Raw genomic sequence first — 21,858 nt, 5'->3', positions numbered from 1 at the left:
TATAATTTGTTTCTGGTGAGTAGTGTACTCTTGTACTCATAATAAAATAACCTCCTTTAAAATCATACATATAGTATGTTTCAAAAGAGGTTGTTTTATTTATTCCCGTGTAAAGGGTTCACTTCAATTCCTAAGGGGTATTTTTATATTAAGCTAAGGATTTTAATATCATTGTATAAGCAAATTTTTTCTGAGTATCAATAGTTTTATCTTCACTCAAGTTAATTTGTTGAAAATAACTTGCATTAATCCTATTGAGAATACCCATTGAAGAGCTTATTAATACATATCGTTGGTAATCTCTATCTAAATCTTTATTAATAATATTTTCACTTATACCTGTATTAATCACAAGATCTAATAAATTATAAAGTTGAGATTTTAAATCTAATATTTCTTCAAAATCCTCTAAAATAATACTATTTAACTCTGTAGGTACAACATGATTATATAGTATTCTTAAAGACGGAAATATAAACTTACCACTATTAATACTATAATGAAATAGGTGATCACACTGATCTTTAAAAGATGAGACACTTTTAATAGTTTCAATAGTATTTTTAATTTCTATTTTAAAATTATAAATTATTGATCTAGCTATAATTTCATCCTTACTTTTAAAATATTCATAAACTGTACCTTTTCCAATTCCTGCACCTTTTGCGATATCAGATACTTTAATACTTTCAATATTGCTGTTATCAATAATTATTTTTTTAAATGCTTCGAATATTAGTAATTCTTTTTCTGCATATTTTCTTCCCATATATTAATCCTCCTCATCAATGATGATTTGTCTTAATTCTTTACGGCGATGGAATATATCGTATAAAGTAGGTACTACGAATAATGTTAATAGTGTAGCATAAGTCAAACCACCTATAGTAACTATAGCTAAAGGTTGAGTCATTTCGGCACCCATACCAACACCCATAGCCATTGTAGACATGGCAAGTATTGTTGTTAAAGCTGTCATAAGTATAGGTCTTATACGAGTACGTCCGGCTTCTACAATAGCTTCTTTTTTACCTAATCCATTTATACGTAATTGATTAACATAATCCACAAACACTATACCATTATTAACAACTACACCAGCAAGAACTAAAAATCCTAACATAGATATAACACTTAATTCTTGACCTGTTATAATTAATGCTAATAAACCACCAGTAAATGCAAGAGGTATAGTAAACATTACTATAAATGGTGATAATAATGATTGGAATTGTGCAACCATTATTAAGTAGATAAATGATATGGCAAGGGCAATCATTTTAACTAAATCACTTATAGCTTGGTTAATAGATTCTGTTTCACCAGCTATTTCTATTTCATATCCGATAGGAGTTTTATAGCTATCTAATTTAGATTGAACTTCTTTACTTACTAAACCTATATTATGTTTAGAATCAATTCCTGCTGTCACAGATATATATCTAGTCTGATTATCGTGGTTTATAGAAGTAGGAGTATCTGCCATCTCTATAGAGCAAATATCCTTTAACTTTACAGATACAGACTCAGTTCCTTTTGTTCCACTAATTTCAACGTTTCTTAATTCTTCTAGATTAGAAGTATCGTGATTAACAATAATTACTGGATAGTCTTCGGAATCTATTGTTAAAGTAGTTGAAGTAGTTTCAGTTGATAGTTTAGATGAAATTTGTTGGAATACTTGAGCTACTGTTAATCCATATTTCATTGCTTTATTTTTATTAATTATAATTCTTTCTTCCTTAGTACTTACACCCATACCACCATCAATATTTGTAGTACCTTCTACATTTGATAGTAGATTTACTAAGTCATCAGAAATATCTTTAAGTTTATCTAAATCATCGCCTTTGACAATTATTTGTAAGCCAGATCCTCCTAAAGAAGAAGTATCCATAGAAGAAGAAGAAACTGTCACTTCACAATCAAGTGATTTTGTCTTTTCTTTGATTTCTTCAGATATTTCATCATTAGATTTCTTTTTATCGTCTTTTAAAATAATATAAGCAGACATATTATTAGGATTATTTGAAGAAGACCCAAAAGACATGGATGTTGATGAATCCATAGCTCCGATACCTTCTACATCATCGATTGTTAAAACTTGTTTTACAACTTTATCGGTAATATCTCTAGCTTCTTCTTTTGAAAAATCGCTATCTATATTAATAGTTGCCATCATTTGAGGAGAATCCATCTCTGGCATAAATGATGTTCCTATTTTAGTTGTAGCAAAAGCAGCAAGTACTAATAATCCCACAGATAAGCATAAAACAACAGGTTTAAATTTTAAGCATAATCTTAATAATTTTTCATATGCATCAATGATTTTATCAAATAAAGGATGTGTTTTTTCGTCTACGTTTGATAATAAATTTGATGCCATACAAGGTACCAAAGTTAAGGCAACGATTAAACTGGCAATTAAAGAATATGCAATTGTAAGGCCCATGTCTGTAAATAATTGTCTAGTTATACCTTCTGTGAAAACAATAGGTAAGAATACGCAAATAGTAGTAAGAGTAGAAGCAAAAATTGCTCCAGACACTTGTTTAGCTCCATATACAGCAGCTTTAAACTTGTTCATACCTTTATTTCTAAGTCTATAAATATTTTCAATAACAACAATACTGTTATCAACCAGCATGCCTACACCAAGAGCTAATCCTGATAAAGATATAATATTTAATGTAACGCCGCTGAAGTACATTAAAACTATGGCAAATAATAAACTTATAGGAATACTAAAAGCAATTACTATAGTTGGTTTTATACTTTTTAAGAATACTAGTAAAACTAAAATAGCTAGTATTCCACCGTAAACTAGGTTTTGAAGTACGCTAGATACGATAAAATCTATGTAAACACCTTGGTCCATTAAAGAGAGAATATGTAATTTATTATTAGTACCATTTAAATCATTTATTACTTTATTTATTTCATTACATACTTTAGTAGTTGAAGCAGTACTAGTTTTTTGGAAAGATAGCATAACACCAGCATTTCCATTTATATTTGTATAATTGTCTGATGAGTTATCTGATACTTTTACATTAGCTATATCCTTAAGGTGTACATCCCCAATACCATCCATGGAGAATAATATCAAGTTTTTGACTTCATTTATAGACGTGAATTTATCTCCTACTTTTACAGAGTATTCAGTATCATCATCAGAAACATATCCTGCTGGCATGGAAAAATTCTCTGCTGATAGAATTTGATTAATTGTTTCTGGGGTGATTTTGTCTGTTATATCTGCTGAGTCTAAAGCTTGTTTTCTAGCTTCATTTAATTGAGTTTCAGCTGATTTTATTTGAGACTCACTAACAGAAAGTTGTACAGTAGCTTTAGTTAATTCTTCAGAAAGAGTAAGCTTAGCATTTTCTAACTCTTGTTGTTGCTTTTTTAATGTTTCCAAAGAATCTACTGCACTTATTCCCTGGCCTGCATTTACTATAGCCTTTTCTAAAGAAGTTATAATTCCTTCCAAACCTTCTATATCCTCTTGTAATTTTTCTTTGTGTACATCGGAATCGTCAGGTAAATTATTTAATTGTTTCTTGAGTTCTTTTAATTTTGATTTAGTGTCATTAAGAGTAGTAGTTGCGCTAGAAATATACTTTTCTAAGTCTTCTTTACTAGAACCTGTTGAATTTAAAATACCAGCCATACTTTCTAATTGGCTTATACCAGATTGAAGTTGACTGCTAGCTTCAAGTAGTTTTTTCATTTGAATGCTACTTTGTTTTTCAAGAGCTGCTTTTCCATTTTGTATTTCTGATTTAGCGCTATTAAGTTGACTTTGCTGCTTGTTCAACTCAGATGTAACGCTAGATTTTAGCTTGTTATTAAGTTCATCAATTTTATTTTTGTTTAAAGATATCTCTAATTGTTTTTCTACTAATCCAACGCCACTAACAGAAGCAACACCATTTATACGCTCGAATTTAGGTATTATCTCATTGTTAACATAAGTTGAAACTTCTTCAATATTCATATCATTTACATCAACACTTAATGTCATGACAGGCATCATATCTGGATTAAGTTGCATTAAAGTAGTTTCACCAACACCGTCTTCTAGAGAATCTTTGATTAAGTCTATTTTTCCATTTAGGTCTAACATGGCAGTATCCATATTAGTATCCTGATTAAATTCTAGAATTACTACGCTGTAGTTTTCATTTGAAACAGAAGTTACATTTTTAATTCCGTTTGTAGTTGCTACAGCTTGTTCAATTGGCTTTGTAACTGTTGTTTCGATTTTTTCTGGACTAGAACCCGGATATGTAGTCATGGCAATTACATAAGGTAAATCTATGCTAGGTAATAAGTCTGGGGTCATCTTTGTAAAGGACACAAATCCCAGCATTAATACCATGATTACAGAAACAAATACAGTTAAAGGTTTTCTTACACTGAATTTTGGCAACAAATATTTCACCTCTTTCTTAATTATAGAACTGACTAGTCAGTCAGATATGTTTAATTGTAATATTCTTAATGTTGAATTTCAATAAAATAAAAAACTTAAATAAAAAAAGACGATTAAAAATCGTCTTTTTTTATTTAACTAAGATATTCTTTTAGTTTCTATAACATTTATGTCTCGATTATGTTTTTCAATACCTACGCTAGATACTAATAAACAAACATAAGCTGCTAAAGCATACCCTATGGTTATCATCCAAGAAGTTGTATATCCTAAGTTTTCAACTGATAACCCAAATATTACAGTTCCAACTGCATATCCAATAGCAAAGAAAACTTGGACTATACCTAATATGGTACCAAACTCTCTATCTCCAAAGAGAGCTCCACTTAAATAAGAAGGACCTATTATATAAGCAAACATACTTATACCAAGTAAAATAGCAAAAATATAACCAAGAAAGTTTATATTTGGAAGGAATATTAAACATAAGGAACAACAAATAACCATAATACCAGCTAATATAAGTGAACCTTTAATTCCTAATTTATCAAATAATAAGCCTCCGCATAGGTTACCGAATATGGAAAATAAAGCGAATATAGAACCTACATTAGCTACAAAGGAAGCGTTTAACCCGATGCTATATAGATAAGAAATATATTGCACAGATAAACCGCTTACATAGAAGCCTACAAATATAAATCCTATGCATAAAATCCAAAATAATTTTATTTTGCTAACTTCACTAAATGTATAGCCCCAAGAAATATGCTTAGTTTGTGCTGAATCCTTCTTTTTAGGTAGATTACCAGCTAAATCTTCAGGTCCTTTTGGAAGTTTTACTAAAAATAAAGATACTGGTATTGAAACTGCCAATGAAATCATGCCAAATATAAAATATGCTTTAGAATAACCTATATCAGGATTCGTTAAAAGCCTAGCTGCAATTTGTTGCAAAAATATATTGCCAATTCCACCACCAGAAAAAGCGAGACCCATGGCCATACCTTTATTATTCTTGAACCATGAGTTTACTAGTAGGGGAACACCTATTGCAGAAATTATTGCTGTACCTACTTGTACTAATGCAGCTATTCCATAATAAGCCCATAAATTTCCTCCAGCTAAAGAGTTTAAAGCATAACCACCGCCAGATAAAATAGACCCTACTAAAAATGCAAGTTTTATATTTATTTTAGGTTTTGATAAAATTTTTCCTATAGCAGGTGACGCAACTGCAGATACAATTGTACCTATAGTAAACACAAGAGAGAATTGAGTCAAAGTAAATCCTTCTCCATTAGTTACGAAATTTATAAATTGAGGCTGAACATTCATTGCTACACCAAATGGTACAGCTTGGATAAGCATACATGATGCAACTATGACCCAACCATAGAAAAATGTTTTTTTACCTTTTGGTTGCTGTTCATTTATTATATTATCCATACATCTTCTCCTTTTGTAACAAATTATAAATACTTTTGCTTCTAAACATTATTATTTCATAAAAATACATAATTAATTTATGGTTTAGGAAAATTAATAAAAAATAGATTCTAGAAAAGGTATTAAAATAAAAAAACTGCTTCAATATAATTGAAACAGCTTTTTTTAGAATGTTACTAAGCAATTTTTTTGCTTTCAATAACATTTATTTCTTTATTATGTTTGATTATTCCAGAAGTTGATATTAATAATCCACCGTAAGCTAAAATAGCATAAATTATTGTAGATATCCATCCAATCTGGAACCCACCAAATCCAACAACTACACCGAATAAAGTTGTACCGATACCAAATCCAGCTGCAAAGAATATTTGAACTATACCTAAAATAGTACCGAAGTCTTTACTACCGAATAGTGCACCTGTTAAATAAGAAGGACCTATTATATAAGAGTACATTGAAATACCCATACATATAGCGAATACAAATCCTAGTGCATTTATTTGCGGAACAAATATTAAGCAGAAACCACAAGTTATAACTAGTATACCTGCTAAAGCTAAGGATTTTGTTATGCCTAATTTATCGAATAGCATTCCACCGAATAAGTTACCGAACATGGAGAATAATCCAAAAGAAGCGGCAACAGTAGCAGCGCCTAAAGTAAATACTTTTTCAGCTTCTAAAGTTTGTAAGTAAGGTATAAATTGTAATACCATACCACCTACATATAAACCTACGAATATAAATGAAGAAGCGAATATCCAGAAGAATTTCATTTTGCTAACTTCAGCAAAAGTATAGCCCCACTTAGAAGATGTAGTATTTTTATTTTCTGATTTTTTATTAGAAGTATTGCTAGCTAATTCAGCTTCAGATCTAGGTAATCTTAATACAAATAAAGCTATTGGTAAAGCGATAATTATAGCTATTATGCCGAATCTAAAATAAGCTTGCTGGTATCCTATAGTAGGAAGCCATTTACCTGCTAGCAATTGTAGTACCATATTTCCTAGTCCACCACCAGAAAAAGCAAGACCCATAGCTAAACCTTTATTTTCAGTAAACCACCCATTTATAAGTGTTGGAACACCTATAGCAGATACTATAGCAGAACCTATTTGAACTAATACTGATAATGCATAGTAAGCAAAAATATTATCACCAGCTAATGAGAAAGCGGCAAATCCACCACCTAATATACAAACACCTAAAGTATAAAGTAATTTTATATTAGCTTTTGGACTAGAATATAACTTTCCTATAAAAGGAGAAGATACCGCAGATACTACTGTACCTATAGTAAATATTAGAGAAAATTGGGCCAGTGAAAACCCTTCCCCAGACATTACATAGTTAGTGAATGCGGGTTGTAAGTTGGCTGCTATAGAAAATGGTACAGCTTGAATAAGCATACAAGCGAAAACGATAACCCATCCATAGAAAAATTGTTTTTTGTTGTTTTTAGTTTTTTTCATAATCAATAATACCTCGATAGTTATTATAATTTGTTGGCGAACAATACATAACTATTTATTGGTAACATTTGATACTCGCTCGGGAGAATGTTTTCGAAGGTAAGTATTTCAGAAAAGTAATCCTTCAGTGACGTATATATGTTTAAAACAATATAACATAGATATATATATGTCGTCAAATAAAATATTTTGTCACATAGAGATAGATAAATATCACTTTAAATACAATTTTACTAATAAATATTTATTAAATTATATATAAATAGGAAGGAAAAAAGTACCATAAAGTTTGAATGAATAATATTTAAAAAGTTATATTAAAACATTGACTATAATTTAATCATAAAAAAATATTTATTTTTTAAAAAAAGCGACAAATGCTTGACAATTATCGATAAAAATTGATAATATTAACATGAGAAATGGCGAATGATGCATAACAATTTATATTATGCCCAATGATTAGATTATTACTTAATGAACAAAATGATTATGAAAACATTTTTTAATCTAAAATAGGACATTGTTATGAATTGGAAAATATTTATTTTGTTATTAATGCAATAATCAACTAAAAAAAGTGCAAAATTATAAAGAAATTATAAATAAAAATACTTAAAAAAAGGAGAAAAACACATGTTACATCAATTAGAAGCTGTTATAACAGTAATTTCTGATGCGGTTTGGCCAGTATTCTTACCATTCATGTTAATAGTAGGTGCTTTCACATCTATAAGAACTATTGGTATGATTCAAAAGAAGGCTACTAAGCCAGCTGGATTAAAATTCAAAAACATAATAGGACCAGCATCTATATCATTAGGTGCTATGATAGGTACAGGAGCTATAATAGGGGTTCTTGGTGCATTATCAAAATTCTCTGCATCTGGAGAAGTAAACGTAGAAGCAATGGCTATATGGGCTTTAATAGGGGCTTGTATAATGGTACCAGTTTCTTACGCTGAAACTTTAAACTCAAAAATAATGGGAAAAGGACCAAAAGAGTATATAGGAGATTTAATATCACCTAAACTTGGAATGGTTTATGCTGTATGTTTCGTTGCATTAGCGGTATTTGGATTTGGTGGATTCCAATTCTCAGGTATAGACTCAGTTGCAAAATTAGTAGCATCTGATTATATGTCTATAAACCTTACTCTAGTACAAAGATACTTATTCATAGTTGTACCAGTATTATTAGTAGTTGCAGCATTAGTTTTATCTAAAAAACATGAAATATTCATGAATGCTATGACTTACATGATAGGAACAGCTGTAATTGGATACTTTGCATTCTTCACATTATTCGTTATAAAAACTGGTGGATATATACCAACTTACTTTGCTAATATATTAGAAGGTATGACTAATCCAGTTAATGGATTCTCAGGAATTATGTTAGGATTTGTATTAGGTATGCAAAAAGTATTACAAACTGCTGAAACTGGTTTAGGAGCATTAGCTATGGCAGCTCAAGAAGCTGACACTCAACCAAGAGAAGCTGCTATGATATCTTTAATACCTACAGTTGTAACTGTAGTAGTTTCTATAGTAGTTACTTCTTATATAGCATCTTACGGTATAAACGCTGGATTAATAACATTTGAAGGTGGAGCTGCTGAAAGATTAGCTGAATACTTCAATACAGCTAAATCTGTAACTGGTATGTTTGGTCTAGTTGTATTATGTGCATTTACAGTATTATCTGCATTAACAACTATATTAGGTTCTTACTACTATACAACTAAGTTATTCAAGAAAAACTCTGTAAATAAAAATATAGCTATATACTTAGGATTAATAGTAGCTGCAGGTACTTTAGCAGTATTTGGTGCTAATGTTGTATTCGAAGCAGTTGACTTATTATTATTCGTACTTTGTGGTATAAACGTTACTGCATTAGCAATATTCACAATTAAAGAATGGAAGAAATATATAATAGTTGATAACAATGATGTAGATCAAAGAAAAGCATCATAATTTAAAAACTATAAAATTATAGATGATAATGAAAAATCTTGCCTAGATACTTTTAGGTGAGATTTTTTTTACATACAAGGAAATTAGCATTAAATTTTGTTTCACAAGTTGTAATAAAAATGTTTAACTAGCTTTATTTTCGTAGAATTGTATTATTCTTAAAGGGGAGATAAGGCATTTTGTTGGTGATATGAAGTATTTCGCCGACGCATGGCTCAAGCTAAGCAAATTTTTTATAAAGATTACGTACATATAATATGATTCTTAAAATATACTTTTAATTAATGTGTGTATATACTGTGATAATAATATGTTTAATTAAATTAGATAGCTAGGGCATTTAAAAGCAAATATACATAGTGTCCTTAGTGTTTCTTAGGGTATAAAATTAGAGGCCTTAGAGGATGAAAGAATGTGTTTGAACACATAATCAAAGGTTAAATAAAATATATATAGATTAACTGTGGACTATTATTAATTAGATAATTTATATTCAATAAGCATTTAAACAATGTATGAACTCATATATATGTAATATATTAATAAAAGTTCAGGAGGATACTATATGAAGATGTACATGAAGGGCAATAAACGTTCTAAAGAGACTAGTAATCCTATACCTAATACAATAGCTTATGCAGCGATTAGAAATTTTTTAACATCGAAGGAATTTTCAGAAACTAGAGATGAGTACTGTATTGGAAAGTTGGATAAGAAACAAGTAAATCAAATAATGACGGATGTTAAATGGTTATTTAGAAATTATAAAGATTTAGAAGTATTAGTATTAGAAGATAGCGATAATAAATCTATAAGGTTTATTTTGTAACTTATAGAAAGTAAAATAGAGGATAAGTACATGATCTTATTTAAATATAAAAAAGGAAATGTTATAATATAACATTTCCTTTTTCTTTATGTTAATAATAATTAACTAACTTTTTCAGTTTTTTCAACTTTATTTTTTTCTTTCTTAACTCTCATCATGAAAGCCGAGAAGAATAATATACCAACTATTACACCAGTTATGTTGGAGAACATAGGATTTAATTTGAATCCTTCTGGAGCTTGTAATATATAAGCTACAGATACATAACTCATGAATATTGCAGGTATTACAGCTATCCAGAAGTTTTTCTTATTGACAAGTAAGTAAGCAGCACCGGTCCATAAGAATATCATCGCTAATGTTTGGTTAGACCAAGCAAAGTATCTCCATATTATATTGAAATCTATTTGAGTTAATGCAACACCTACTGCAAATAGAGGTATAGCTAACATAAATCTACTTTTTAATCCATCTTGCTTTATTTTGAAAGCATCAGCTATTGTAAGTCTAGCACTTCTGAAAGCAGTATCTCCTGAAGTTATTGGACAAGCAACAACACCAAGAACAGCAAGAATAGCACCGGCAGGTCCAAGTAATTTACTTGAAACTATGTTAACTATTTCAGCAGGAGCACCAGCAGCAGCTATAGAAACGCTATCTCCGAAGAATGCTATAGTAACAGCACACCAGATTAAAGCAACTATACCTTCAACTATCATTGAACCAAAGAATACTCTTCTAGTTTCAGATTCTCTTTGTATACATCTAGCCATCATAGGTGATTGAGTAGCATGGAACCCAGATATTGCACCACAAGCTATTGTAGTAAATAAGAATGGGAATATAGCTAACCCAGAAGGATGTAAGTTTTCTAAAGTTAATTCAGCCATTTGCATAGAACCGTTAAATTGTCCTATCATCATAGCTCCGAATAAACCAGCAGCCATTAATAATAATGCAGCTCCGAATATTGGATATAATTTTCCTATAACTTTATCAACTGGTAATACAGTAGCAACTATGTAGTATATTATTATTAATACTAACCATATGTTTTTGTTTATTCCAGTCATAGAAGTTAATAAACCAGCAGGTGAAGTTATGAAAACTGTACCGACTAAAACAAGAAGTACGATTGAGAATCCAACCATAACAGTCTTCATGTTTTTACCTAAGTACATACCAACTATTTCTGGTATAGACGTACCATCATGTTTCATTGATATAACACCTGATAAGTGATCATGAACAGCACCAGCAAATATACAACCGAATGTTATCCATAAGAATGCAACTGGTCCAAATAAAGCACCTGATATAGCTCCGAATATTGGTCCAGTACCAGCTATGTTAAGGAATTGAATTAGGAAAACTTTATGCCAAGGCATTGGCATGTAGTCTACACCGTCTTCAAGTCTATTAGCTGGAGTTTGAATAGAATCGTCGAATCCTACAGCTTTACTTACATATGTTCCGTATGTGAAGTAACCTAAAATTAGGATTGCAACGCACGCTAAAAATGTAATCATTTTAGTCTCCTCCTGATAATTGCGATATAATTTTGTGTCGACAACAGGAAATGCTTTTCAAAAATCGTGAAAACCTTTCTATATCGACATAATTCATTTTAACGAATGTGTTAAAATAACGCAATAGGAAAAAAATGTAATAAAATTTAAATATTAATTAAAACATTGCATTTAACAACAAACTTCGACATTTATTAAATAAATTATTTTTTAAAAATATAATATAATTGATTATTTTAGTTATAAAATAATCAAAAGTACTGTAAAATTATTTATATTATATAATTAATTTATAGCTATATATAATAGGAAGGAAATGATTATGTTTGGATATGTAAGAATAAACAAAATGGACTTGACCTTTAGGGAATTTGAATATTATAAAGGATACTATTGCGGACTATGTAAATACTTGAAAGAGAATCATGGGGAAATATCTAGACTGGGTTTAAACTACGATATTACTTTTTTGATAGTGATTCTTACAGCTATTTATAAACCGAAAACTAGTATCACAGAAGAAGTTTGTATAGTTAGTCCATTTAAAAAGAAGAAAAAAATCATAAATGAAATAACAGAATATGCAGCTAGTATGAATATATTATTAACATATTATAAATTAGAAGATAATTTACTAGATGATAAAGGAATAAAGGATATTTTAGCTTATAATATTTATAAGGGTAAACTTAAATTAGCACATGAAAAATATCCTCATAAATCAAATATTATAAAAGAACAAATGAATTTACTTAATAAATTAGAAAAAGAAGAAAACTGTAATATAGATAAGGTATCTAATACATTTGGGGAACTTATGGGAGAAATTTTTTCTTATAGAAATGATGAGTATGAAGAAGATTTAAGAAGAATCGGCTTTAATATAGGGAAATATATCTATATATTAGATGCTTATGAAGATTTAGAGGAAGATTATAAAAAAGGAAGATATAATCCATATATAGAATATATAAATAAAAAGGAAGAATTAAAATTAAAAGTTGATAAATTAATTAGTATATCTCTAGGATTATTAGCATCGTCAATTGATAACTTAAATTTACAACTAAATAGAGGGATTATAGAAAATATAGTTTATTCAGGTGTATATTTAAGGTATAAAAATATATTAGAAAAAGGATGTGGAAATAATGTACAGTAATGTTTATGAAAATGACTGTTTTATGAAAGCAAGGACGTTAATTGAAAATAAAGAATTTAAAAAAGCATATAGTTTTTTACAAAGCATAAATGAAAAATGCAGTGAATGGTATTACTTAACAGGATTGTCTGCTATGAATATTGGATATTATGAAGAAGGAGAAGATTTTTTAAAAAGAGCTAAGTTTATGGATCCTAATAATAAGGAATATGCTTATGCTTATAGTAGATACAATAACTATAGAGATGATTACGACAGACGTTCTTATAATTACAACAGAAATAGAAGATATGACTCAAATGGATGTTGCTGTTGTTGTTGTGATGATGATTGTTGCAGTAATTTATGTACTTTGTTTGTATGTGACTCATGCTGCGAATGTTGTGGAGGAGATTTATGTACTTGTTTTTAGGAGATGATAAATAGTCATGAGTAGAAAAATTGCCTATAGTGGAATATTATTGGCTTTAAATATTATTTTATTGATATTAGTTAACATAATACCTATGAATACTTTATTCCTTTTAGGTTTGGCATCTCTACCAATAGCTATTGTAATTATGGAATATGGACCTAAAGCAGGTATTCTATTTTATATAGGATCTGTTTTGTTGAGTTTTATGATTATGGTCAATAAAGCCCAATGGATATTATATGTTTTTACATTTGGTATTTATGGTTTGGTAAAGTATATAATAGAAAAGGATAGAAGTTTTGTTCAAGAGTATCTATTGAAACTTTTAGTAGCGAATATATTAATAATACTTGCATATATAATTTTAAAGGGATTTGTATATATTCCAATTAATATTTTTTTTATATTAATATTTGAAATATCTTTTATAATTTATGATTTTGTATATTCGCAGTTTATAGACTTTTATAATGATAAGCTTAGAAGATTTGTAAAAAGATAAATAAAGGAGACTATTAAGTGATTTAATCACTTTGTAGTCTCCTTTAATATTATAAATTAAAATGTTTTATTTGAGATTCATTTAACCCTTCATCACAAGAAGGACAATTATATGTTTTTTGTTTAGCCATAAATTTACTATCATCCTCATTAAATGTCATCTTTACTTTTTCAGTAATTCCTATTTGAGTTAAATCTTTTCCACATTTTTTACAATTATGAATAGAACAAATATTTTCTAATAACTCCGTTGTAGTATTATCAACAATTTTATTACAACTATTACAGAAAACTCGACTATCTTTTTTTCTGCTTAACTCCTCTGATTTACTTTTGCTTTGAGAAAAAGCAAAGTTTATTTCTTCATATACCTTATAACCTGATTTAAGTATATTTGAATTACAATGTGGGCAAAGAAAAACAGGGAAGTAATCTTTATTATTTTCTTCTTTTTTTGCATCTATTGGATCATATGTGTTTTTTTCTTCACTGCTTTGAGATGATTTATATTCTCCGCTTAAGTAAGCGTAAACATCATCATTTTTGTAATCTCTTGATACAGCTAAAAGATGTTCCTTAATAGACGAATAACTTTTATTTTTAGATGGAATATTTAAGTCGACAATATCATTATCTATTGCGTATTTTATTATAGATGCATAGTTAAACTTAGCTGCATAAAAAAGAACCATCTCATCTAAAATTTCTTCACCTACTTTATCTGAAAAATCAATCCAGATTTCAGGAGATTCTAAGTATAATTTTTTACTTATATTATCTAAGTCATTACTTATATCGCTAAAGCTTAGTGTTTTTTCTTTGGTCTTCAAAATATCATCCTCCGTACAAATAATATATTATAATCCTATATCAAGTCTTTTTACATTGCAATCTAAAGAATATATAATATCTTTTCTTTCTACAATTATTTGAGATTTATTATATAGAGTTTCATCTTCTATCATACGAGTTACTAATTCGTTAGTTGGATTAATGGCAACTGGATTACCTACACGTTTAAGCATATTAATATCTCCATTAGTATCTCCATAAGCATAAGACTGGCTTAAATCTATATCATATTTTTCAACAAAGCTATCTATAGCGACATTTTTACTTTTTGAATCCCACATAGGAATTACCGTTCCGTTGAATTTTCCGTCTTCAAATATATAGTCACTGCCTACATAATCTGTGGCTCCATATTTTTTAGCCATTTTTTCAACTAAGAAATTTGGACTACCAGAAATAAATATAACTTTATGACCATTATCTAAATGCCATTTAATTCTTGAACGAGTATATTTATAAACACGTTCTGCTTTTAATGCAATAACTTGATCACTAGTAAAATCTATACAAGACTTATCTACATGTTGTAGAGACTTAACATATAAATCACATATTTCGTCTAAATAATCGTCATAATTTCCTTGTCTTTTATCCCAATCTAAGAAAGTGTCTCTAGCATGGGCAACCCAAGCCTTTTGATCTACAATTTCGTATTTAATAAGCTTTTTAAAATGTTCCACCATTAGGGAGTCTCTATAAATAGTTCCGTCAATATCAAAAAAAGCTCCTATATTTTTCATTGAATCACCTCATCTAAGTATTTACTTTATTATATTATAAAATTCGATTTTGTTGTAAACTATAATCATAAATAGAAAATAAAAATGAATTTTAACTATTTAGTGATTATTAAAGTATTAAGGACGTGATTTTATGAGATTTAACTATGCCAAAATAACAAAATCTAGGCTTATGGGAAGTATGGGCCTTACTATTAAATATGAGGAAAATAATAATAATATATACCAATATTTTTTATTAGATGGAGAAGGGTTAGGAATTGCTGACTATGTTAGTTTAAAAAATCCAACATCAAAAGAAGCTTGCAACGAAGAAGAAAGACTTATGGGAGGTCTAGGAGAGAACAAAATATTAGTAAAAGAAGAAGTGGCTTTATTCTTAATAAATCATTTTGGTAATAAAAATCTAGAGTATGGGAAAGAGTTACCGGGAGATACTGAGGAGTATATGGATATAATAACGAATTACAAAAGTAATTTAACTCTAGATAAAGTTTATCCAATCATAAGCAAAAAGGTTGATAATGAAGTTGAATTTATAAATTATATGACTATGAGGTTTATAGCTAGAGATAGAGAAAGTTTAAAATACTTTTCTGGTAGTGAAGAAATATCAAACAATCATATAACTAAAATTAACGGAACCCTTTTAAAAAATAAAGTGATTAAAAGAAGTGAAGAAGTGTACATTAGTGAAGCTTTATATGAGGATGAAGATGGATATTACACTTGCAAAATAGCTTTTAATATATGTAAAGAAAAAGATAATTTTAAAATTAAATCTTTACTAGTTACAGATAAAGAACCTGTATATGATTTTGAGGTTTTTGATGAAATATCAAAATCTGAATTTATAGATGTTTACAAGTTAAAAAATAAGGATGAATTTCTAATGGAATTTTATAATGATAACCCATTTATGTTAAAGAGTGAAATGGAAGAAGGGGTATTTTTTACTAGATTTAATTTTAATAATGATCATGTAAAAAGCGATATTTATGTAATAAATAATGATATTAAATCAATATACTATCAGTTAGGAGATGAGTTTTTTGTAGGGACTTATTCTGAGAGAGATAGAAAGTATATAAATAAGTTGTTAATAACTAAGTATAAAGAATATTTAAGTGTGGATGAAAGTTATTTTTTTGAAGAAAATGTTCTTTATGATTTTGTAGAGTCTGGTTCAGATGACTTTGAAGATTTTTTAGATTAAGATTACATAAACATAATATAGTTGTAAGGTAAATCCATATGTGTTTTTTATAGAATGCTGTAGAATAAGAACATAACTTGTTAAAGCAAAATATCTCATAAATATGGAAGGGGTCATAGATATGAAAAAGACATCTATAAAGAACAAAGGAATAATATCTAATTCTATAACAGTAATGGAAGTTATAATTGAAGTTGTATTTGGCGTATATTTTAGTAAAAAAATATCGTCATCTAATAATTATTGTTAAATATGAGATTTATAATAAATATAAAAAGGGGCTTTTCTAGAATCAATCTAGAGAAGCTTTTTTATGTTGAAATTAAATATTCATATTGTAATGACAAATATAATAATAATTATTAATAAGAATAAATAAAGGATTTTATAGATTGAGGTGACAAAAGGTGATAAAGATAGTTGGGTTTATAAAAAAAGAATTTTTTATATTTTTAGTTATGGGATGTATTTATACAAATATAGAACTGGTATGTAGGGGGTATACTCATCCATCGATGCTTGTAGTAGGAGGTTTGTGTGGAGTTCTGATTGGCCTAATTAATAATATAGCTCCAAATAAACAGTTATATAAGCAATGCTTACTAAGTATGATAATTGTAACTTGTATAGAATTTATATCAGGATATATATTGAATATAAAAATGGGTTTGAATATATGGGATTATTCTAACTTACCGTTAAATCTTATGGGACAAGTAAGTTTATTATTTAGTGTTTTCTGGTTCTTCTTAAGCATAATAGCTATATGGCTGGATGACTATTTAAGGTATAAGTTTTATGGTGATAAAAAACCAAATGATTTATTTGTATACATAAAATACCTATTAACTTTTAGATCTTATCGCTGATTTTACATAAAAAAAGAAGGGCAATACTAGTGTAACTAGAATGCCCTTTTTTGTATTTATAATATTGGGGGAATATTATGAGGAATACATTAAATAGTGTAGACAGATTTAAAAATTTTATAACACTTTTTTGAAAAAAAATAAAAAACCCCTGATAATAGGGGTTATACTGATGTTTTAATACTATATTTATTTACATTTCTTCTTCATCAAACTCATCCATATTAACAGTAGGCATATTTGGCATCATACCAGGGAACATCATGTTAGGTGGCACTGTTCCAGGGAACATCATACCAGGGTACATCATATTTGGCGCCATACCAGGATACATCATATTAGGAGGAAACATACCAGGGAACATCATGTTTGGTGGCATCATAGGAATCATAGGTATATCGTTCATTTGATTATTCATATTGTTCATGTTATTCATATTGCCGTTATTACTGTTGTTTTCAAACCCTATATTCATATTATTGTTAGGCATATCCTCGTAAGGATTGAACTGTGGATTATCCACATATTGGTTTGAATATGTCGTATATTCAGGATTTATATTTGGGTTGAAATTTGCGCCTTGGTTATTATTCATAACATAAGGATTCATGTACATTAAAGGGTCTATATATGGTTGGGGATATATATAGTTTGGATCAATGTTATCGCTCATTCTATTAGGATACATGTTATTATAATTCATTTTAAGATGAACTCTCCTTTCAAATTTTCATATAATAGATTTACTAATACTACTAATATATATATTAAAAAAATACTCAGATATGAATATTTTATAAATAGTTACAAATCTAAAAATATACAAAAAAAGGTTGCACAAGTAGGACAAATATCATAATATTAATATATGAACAGTTGTTCATATATTAATATTTAAATTGGAGGAATACAAATGAAAGACATTATAAATAGATGCGAGTGTACATATATACATGAAGATGTAATATGTAAAGTAAAAGATAGAATGCCTGAAGATGAAAAACTTTATGACTTAGCAGAGTTATTTAAGGTTTTTGGAGATACTACAAGAATAAAAATTTTATATGCTTTATTTGAAGAAGAAATGTGTGTATGCGATATAGCGGACCTTTTAAATATGACTCAATCAGCCATATCTCATCAGTTGAGAGTTTTAAAACAAGCTAGATTAGTTAAGTTTAGAAAAGAAGGTAAGGTTGTTTATTATTCGCTAGACGATAACCATATAAATCAAATATTTAACTGTGGCTTATGCCATATAGAAGAAACTTATAATCGATAGGGGGGAAGATAATAATGTTGGCAGCAGTATTGATAAAAAAAGAACTAATGCTAAATGGATTAACATGTGCTCATTGTGCTGAAACTATAGGAGAAGTTGTAAAAAATATTCATGGAGTACAAAGTAGTAATATGAATTTTATTAGTAAAAAATTAACTTTAGAAATAGATTCTTCTTATGATGAAGAAGCTATAATAAGTGAAGTTATTGCTCTTATAGATACAATAGAACCAGGGCTTGATATTCGGGTACTTAATAAAAGAGTAAATGCAGATAATAAAAAGGAGTTGATGTTAAATGGATTAACATGCGCCCATTGTGCAGAAGTAATAGGAGATAAAGTAAAATCTTTAGAAGGAATTCAAAGTAGTAACTTGAATTTTGTTAATAAAAAATTAACACTGGAACTAAATTCTCGAAAAAATGAAGATAAAATAATAGAAGATGTTATAGGTTTAATAGATTCAATAGAGCCAGGGCTTGATATCCAAGTACTTGAGAATAAAAATGAATTATATATAAAAAAGGATATTATTTTAGGTGGACTTAACTGCGCTCATTGCGCAGAAGTGATAGGTAATAAAGTATCTTCATTGGATGGAGTTAAAACATCTAATATTAATTTTGTAAATAAAAAATTATCTGTAAAAATAAAATAAACATAATAAATGATACAGAACCAGGGCTTGATATCAAAGTCGAAGGAACAATAGAAAATAAAACAATTAAAAAAGAAACAAAAATAGTAAAAGATAATAATAAATTAAAACTTTTAAAAATATTATTAGGAGCATTTGTATTTATATTTGCATTTTATGAAGAAATGATGGGAGTAGAAAGTAAATATTCAATATTAATATTCTTAGTGTCTTATATATTAGTAGGTGGAGATGTTGTATATAAAGCTTTACGAAATATGACAAAAGGGAGAATATTTGACGAAAACTTCTTAATGACTGTGGCAACAGTTGGTGCAATAGCTATAGGAGATGCATCAGAAGCTGTTGGAGTAATGTTATTTTATAAGGTTGGAGAATATTTACAAGAGCTTGCTGTAGGTAAATCAAGAAAATCTATTTCTGATTTAATGCAAATAAAACCAGATGTGGCAAACTTAAAAGTAGGTAACTCTATTAAAGTTGTAGATCCAGAAGAAGTAGAAATTGGTGATTTTATAATAGTTAAGCCAGGTGAAAAAGTACCTCTAGATGGAATAATAGTAGATGGAAATTCTATGGTAGATACATCTGCTTTAACTGGAGAGTCTGTTTTAAGAACGGTTAATTCAGGTGATGAACTATTATCAGGATTTATTAATAAAAACTCTTTATTAACAGTAAAAGTAACTAAGAGTTTCTCTGAGTCTACTGTATCAAAAATACTAGACTTAGTAGAAAATGCAAGTAGTAAAAAGTCCAAAACAGAAAACTTTATATCTGTATTTTCAAAATACTATACACCAATAGTAGTTATATTAGCTACATTAATAGCAGTAATTCCACCGATATTTGTATCAGGAGCTATGTTTAGTGATTGGTTACACAGAGGATTAGTATTCTTAGTTGTATCATGCCCATGTGCTCTAGTTTTATCCATACCGTTAAGCTATTTCAGTGGAATAGGTTTTGCTTCAAAAAATGGTATATTAATAAAAGGAAGTAACTATCTTGAAGCTTTAAGATATGTTGATACAGTAGTATTTGACAAAACTGGAACATTAACAGAAGGTGTATTTGATGTTGTAAAAGTTAATTCCGTTGGAATATCAGAAGAAGAATTAATTAAATATGCATCTATTGCAGAAGCTAATTCAAATCATCCAATAGCTAAATCTATTTTAAATTACTATAATAAAGAAGTTAATTTAAATAAAATAGAAAGCTATGAAGAAATAGCTGCTTATGGAATAAAAGTAAAATATGAAAATGAAGAAATATTGGCTGGAAATGAAAAATTAATGACAGTTAATAATATAGAAGTAAATAAAAATGAAGAAATAGGAACAGTAGTTTATATAGCAGTAAATAATCAGTTTAAAGGATCTATAGTTATTTCTGATAAAATAAAATCAGATAGTGAAAAAGCTATTAAGGAAATAAAAGATCAAGGTATAAAAGAAACTGTTATGCTAACTGGAGATAATAAAGAAGTTGCTGATTCAGTGGCAAGACAATTAAAGGTAGATAAAGTATATTCAAATTTATTGCCAAATGAAAAAGTAGAAAAAATAGAATCTATATATGAAGGTAGAAATGATAAAGAAAAAATTGCCTTCGTAGGAGATGGAATAAATGATGCTCCAGTTCTTGCCCGTGTAGATGTTGGTATAGCTATGGGTGGTTTAGGATCGGATGCGGCTATAGAAGCGGCGGATATAGTTATAATGACAGATGAACCAAGCAAGATAGCTGAAGGAATAAAAATATCTAAAAAGACTTATAAAATAGTATGGCAAAATATTATATTTGCACTAGGTATTAAAATTATAGTTATGATATTTGGAGCCTTAGGTATGGCAAGTATGTGGGAAGCAGTATTTGCTGACGTAGGTGTTGCCTTAATAGCAGTATTGAATGCAATGAGAATAATGAAATAAAATATTAATACTACTTTGTTATATTATGAATGTAAGATTTATATATACAAAGTAGTATTTTTATTTGTTTATTAAAAAGAATAAGTGTTAAATATGAGTTTTGTTTTTATTACATAATAAAAGTAGAAGTTTAAAGAAAAAATATCATTAAATTAAAGAGAAATGATTACTTTAAAAATGATTGAAAAAGATTGAAATTTCAATAATAAGTCAAATATTATGATAAATACTGCTTAATAATAAACCATAAAGCGTCAATAATTTTATAAAAAACTTTAAAAAAAGTATTGACGATATTTTATTATGGTGATATAGTATTACTTGTCCTTGAGACAAAGACAAAACGTCAACAAAAAACTTTTAAAAAAGTTGTTGACAAGGAAAAATAGCTTTGATAAAATAAAGAAGCTGAAACGAGCAAAGAACTTTGAAAATTAAACAGTAGGTTAACAATAAATTAATTCTTTAAGAATTAAACTGAAACAACAAACAAACCAAGCCAGATATTCAGATAATGATTAG

19 protein-coding genes are annotated in these 21,858 nt (G+C 28.4%); 11 read left to right on the top strand and 8 right to left on the bottom strand.

From position 1 onward, the window contains the following. Positions 1–148 precede the first annotated feature (148 nt). The 4 genes from QX51_RS00165 to QX51_RS00150 form a co-directional block, all read right to left on the bottom strand. Positions 149–769, bottom strand: coding sequence for a TetR/AcrR family transcriptional regulator (locus tag QX51_RS00165; protein ID WP_039677870.1), 621 nt, complete (start codon positions 767–769; stop codon positions 149–151). A 3-nt stretch (positions 770–772) separates the two neighbouring features. Then, on the bottom strand, positions 773–4,447 hold the full coding sequence (locus tag QX51_RS00160; RefSeq protein ID WP_242842657.1) for an efflux RND transporter permease subunit: 3,675 nt from the start codon (positions 4,445–4,447) through the stop codon (positions 773–775). A 129-nt stretch (positions 4,448–4,576) separates the two neighbouring features. Further along, positions 4,577–5,887: a conjugated bile salt MFS transporter gene (locus QX51_RS00155; protein WP_039677868.1), complete on the bottom strand. Its 1,311-nt coding sequence runs from the start codon at positions 5,885–5,887 to the stop codon at positions 4,577–4,579. 176 nt (positions 5,888–6,063) lie between these two features. Further along, positions 6,064–7,365 carry a conjugated bile salt MFS transporter gene (locus QX51_RS00150; RefSeq protein WP_039677867.1) on the bottom strand — a complete coding sequence of 434 codons (1,302 nt, stop codon included), beginning with the start codon at positions 7,363–7,365 and terminating at the stop codon, positions 6,064–6,066. A 636-nt stretch (positions 7,366–8,001) separates the two neighbouring features. Here QX51_RS00150 and QX51_RS00145 point away from each other — a divergent pair. Continuing rightward, a complete protein-coding gene (locus QX51_RS00145) occupies positions 8,002–9,345 on the top strand; it encodes an alanine:cation symporter family protein (RefSeq protein ID WP_039677866.1) in 1,344 nt (447 codons plus the stop codon). A gap of 565 nt (positions 9,346–9,910) precedes the next feature. Further along, complete coding sequence (locus QX51_RS00140; protein ID WP_052232778.1) at positions 9,911–10,174, top strand: hypothetical protein; 264 nt, start codon at positions 9,911–9,913, stop codon at positions 10,172–10,174. Positions 10,175–10,275: 101 nt separating this feature from the next. Here QX51_RS00140 and QX51_RS00135 read toward each other — a convergent pair whose 3' ends face one another. After that, positions 10,276–11,703, bottom strand: a complete 1,428-nt coding sequence (locus tag QX51_RS00135) for a carbon starvation CstA family protein (RefSeq protein ID WP_039677865.1) — start codon at positions 11,701–11,703, stop codon at positions 10,276–10,278. Between the two features lie 322 nt (positions 11,704–12,025). Between QX51_RS00135 and QX51_RS00130 the strand changes: the two genes are divergently transcribed. The 3 genes from QX51_RS00130 to QX51_RS00120 are packed head-to-tail and all read left to right on the top strand — an operon-like array spanning position 12,026 to position 13,782. Then, complete coding sequence (locus QX51_RS00130) at positions 12,026–12,865, top strand: DUF5685 family protein (protein WP_039677864.1); 840 nt, start codon at positions 12,026–12,028, stop codon at positions 12,863–12,865. After that, on the top strand, positions 12,855–13,277 hold the full coding sequence (locus QX51_RS00125; RefSeq protein WP_079764879.1) for a tetratricopeptide repeat protein: 423 nt from the start codon (positions 12,855–12,857) through the stop codon (positions 13,275–13,277). The genes QX51_RS00130 and QX51_RS00125 overlap by 11 nt, the downstream gene beginning before the upstream one ends. Positions 13,278–13,293: 16 nt before the next feature. Continuing rightward, a complete protein-coding gene (locus QX51_RS00120; protein WP_039677863.1) occupies positions 13,294–13,782 on the top strand; it encodes an ECF transporter S component in 489 nt (162 codons plus the stop codon). 49 nt (positions 13,783–13,831) lie between these two features. Here QX51_RS00120 and QX51_RS00115 read toward each other — a convergent pair whose 3' ends face one another. Further along, complete coding sequence (locus QX51_RS00115; protein ID WP_039677862.1) at positions 13,832–14,611, bottom strand: hypothetical protein; 780 nt, start codon at positions 14,609–14,611, stop codon at positions 13,832–13,834. 27 nt (positions 14,612–14,638) lie between these two features. Next, complete coding sequence (locus tag QX51_RS00110) at positions 14,639–15,373, bottom strand: HAD family hydrolase (protein ID WP_039677861.1); 735 nt, start codon at positions 15,371–15,373, stop codon at positions 14,639–14,641. A 133-nt stretch (positions 15,374–15,506) separates the two neighbouring features. Here QX51_RS00110 and QX51_RS00105 point away from each other — a divergent pair, with 133 nt between their 5' ends. The 3 genes from QX51_RS00105 (at position 15,507) to QX51_RS00100 (ending at position 17,458) form a co-directional block, all read left to right on the top strand. Then, on the top strand, positions 15,507–16,589 hold the full coding sequence (locus QX51_RS00105; RefSeq protein ID WP_039677860.1) for a hypothetical protein: 1,083 nt from the start codon (positions 15,507–15,509) through the stop codon (positions 16,587–16,589). Positions 16,590–16,710: 121 nt separating this feature from the next. Next, positions 16,711–16,839 carry a hypothetical protein gene (locus QX51_RS21365; RefSeq protein WP_257560677.1) on the top strand — a complete coding sequence of 43 codons (129 nt, stop codon included), beginning with the start codon at positions 16,711–16,713 and terminating at the stop codon, positions 16,837–16,839. Between the two features lie 157 nt (positions 16,840–16,996). After that, complete coding sequence (locus tag QX51_RS00100) at positions 16,997–17,458, top strand: putative ABC transporter permease (RefSeq protein ID WP_052232777.1); 462 nt, start codon at positions 16,997–16,999, stop codon at positions 17,456–17,458. Between the two features lie 193 nt (positions 17,459–17,651). On the opposite strand, the gene QX51_RS00095 is transcribed toward QX51_RS00100, so the two are convergent. Beyond that, positions 17,652–18,161 carry a hypothetical protein gene (locus QX51_RS00095; RefSeq protein WP_039677859.1) on the bottom strand — a complete coding sequence of 170 codons (510 nt, stop codon included), beginning with the start codon at positions 18,159–18,161 and terminating at the stop codon, positions 17,652–17,654. A gap of 210 nt (positions 18,162–18,371) precedes the next feature. Between QX51_RS00095 and QX51_RS00090 the strand changes: the two genes are divergently transcribed. From QX51_RS00090 to QX51_RS00085, 3 genes are all read left to right on the top strand, one after another. After that, on the top strand, positions 18,372–18,740 hold the full coding sequence (locus QX51_RS00090) for an ArsR/SmtB family transcription factor (RefSeq protein WP_039677858.1): 369 nt from the start codon (positions 18,372–18,374) through the stop codon (positions 18,738–18,740). A 14-nt stretch (positions 18,741–18,754) separates the two neighbouring features. Continuing rightward, positions 18,755–19,399 (top strand): heavy-metal-associated domain-containing protein, encoded by a 645-nt coding sequence (locus tag QX51_RS21715; RefSeq protein ID WP_242842656.1) that lies wholly within the window; start codon positions 18,755–18,757, stop codon positions 19,397–19,399. 164 nt (positions 19,400–19,563) lie between these two features. Then, positions 19,564–21,336 (top strand): heavy metal translocating P-type ATPase, encoded by a 1,773-nt coding sequence (locus QX51_RS00085; RefSeq protein ID WP_330376018.1) that lies wholly within the window; start codon positions 19,564–19,566, stop codon positions 21,334–21,336. The last annotated feature ends 522 nt before the right edge of the window (positions 21,337–21,858 follow it).

It is taken from the genome of Terrisporobacter othiniensis (assembly GCF_000808015.1).
GTDB lineage: Bacteria > Bacillota > Clostridia > Peptostreptococcales > Peptostreptococcaceae > Terrisporobacter > Terrisporobacter muris.
The sequence above is the reverse complement of the archived record's forward strand: the minus strand, read 5'-3'. Positions and strand labels throughout refer to the sequence as shown.

Coding starts and splice junctions, on each gene's coding strand:
- QX51_RS00150 (WP_039677867.1), bottom strand. CDS start 7,365: ATGAAAAAAACTAAAAACAACAAAAAACAATTTTTCTATGGATGGGTT.
- QX51_RS00120 (WP_039677863.1), top strand. CDS start 13,294: ATGAGTAGAAAAATTGCCTATAGTGGAATATTATTGGCTTTAAATATT.
- QX51_RS00135 (WP_039677865.1), bottom strand. CDS start 11,703: ATGATTACATTTTTAGCGTGCGTTGCAATCCTAATTTTAGGTTACTTC.
- QX51_RS21365 (WP_257560677.1), top strand. CDS start 16,711: ATGAAAAAGACATCTATAAAGAACAAAGGAATAATATCTAATTCTATA.
- QX51_RS00085 (WP_330376018.1), top strand. CDS start 19,564: ATGATGGGAGTAGAAAGTAAATATTCAATATTAATATTCTTAGTGTCT.
- QX51_RS00125 (WP_079764879.1), top strand. CDS start 12,855: ATGTACAGTAATGTTTATGAAAATGACTGTTTTATGAAAGCAAGGACG.
- QX51_RS00145 (WP_039677866.1), top strand. CDS start 8,002: ATGTTACATCAATTAGAAGCTGTTATAACAGTAATTTCTGATGCGGTT.
- QX51_RS00140 (WP_052232778.1), top strand. CDS start 9,911: ATGAAGATGTACATGAAGGGCAATAAACGTTCTAAAGAGACTAGTAAT.
- QX51_RS21715 (WP_242842656.1), top strand. CDS start 18,755: ATGTTGGCAGCAGTATTGATAAAAAAAGAACTAATGCTAAATGGATTA.
- QX51_RS00130 (WP_039677864.1), top strand. CDS start 12,026: ATGTTTGGATATGTAAGAATAAACAAAATGGACTTGACCTTTAGGGAA.
- QX51_RS00095 (WP_039677859.1), bottom strand. CDS start 18,161: ATGAATTATAATAACATGTATCCTAATAGAATGAGCGATAACATTGAT.
- QX51_RS00110 (WP_039677861.1), bottom strand. CDS start 15,373: ATGAAAAATATAGGAGCTTTTTTTGATATTGACGGAACTATTTATAGA.
- QX51_RS00105 (WP_039677860.1), top strand. CDS start 15,507: ATGAGATTTAACTATGCCAAAATAACAAAATCTAGGCTTATGGGAAGT.
- QX51_RS00155 (WP_039677868.1), bottom strand. CDS start 5,887: ATGGATAATATAATAAATGAACAGCAACCAAAAGGTAAAAAAACATTT.
- QX51_RS00165 (WP_039677870.1), bottom strand. CDS start 769: ATGGGAAGAAAATATGCAGAAAAAGAATTACTAATATTCGAAGCATTT.
- QX51_RS00090 (WP_039677858.1), top strand. CDS start 18,372: ATGAAAGACATTATAAATAGATGCGAGTGTACATATATACATGAAGAT.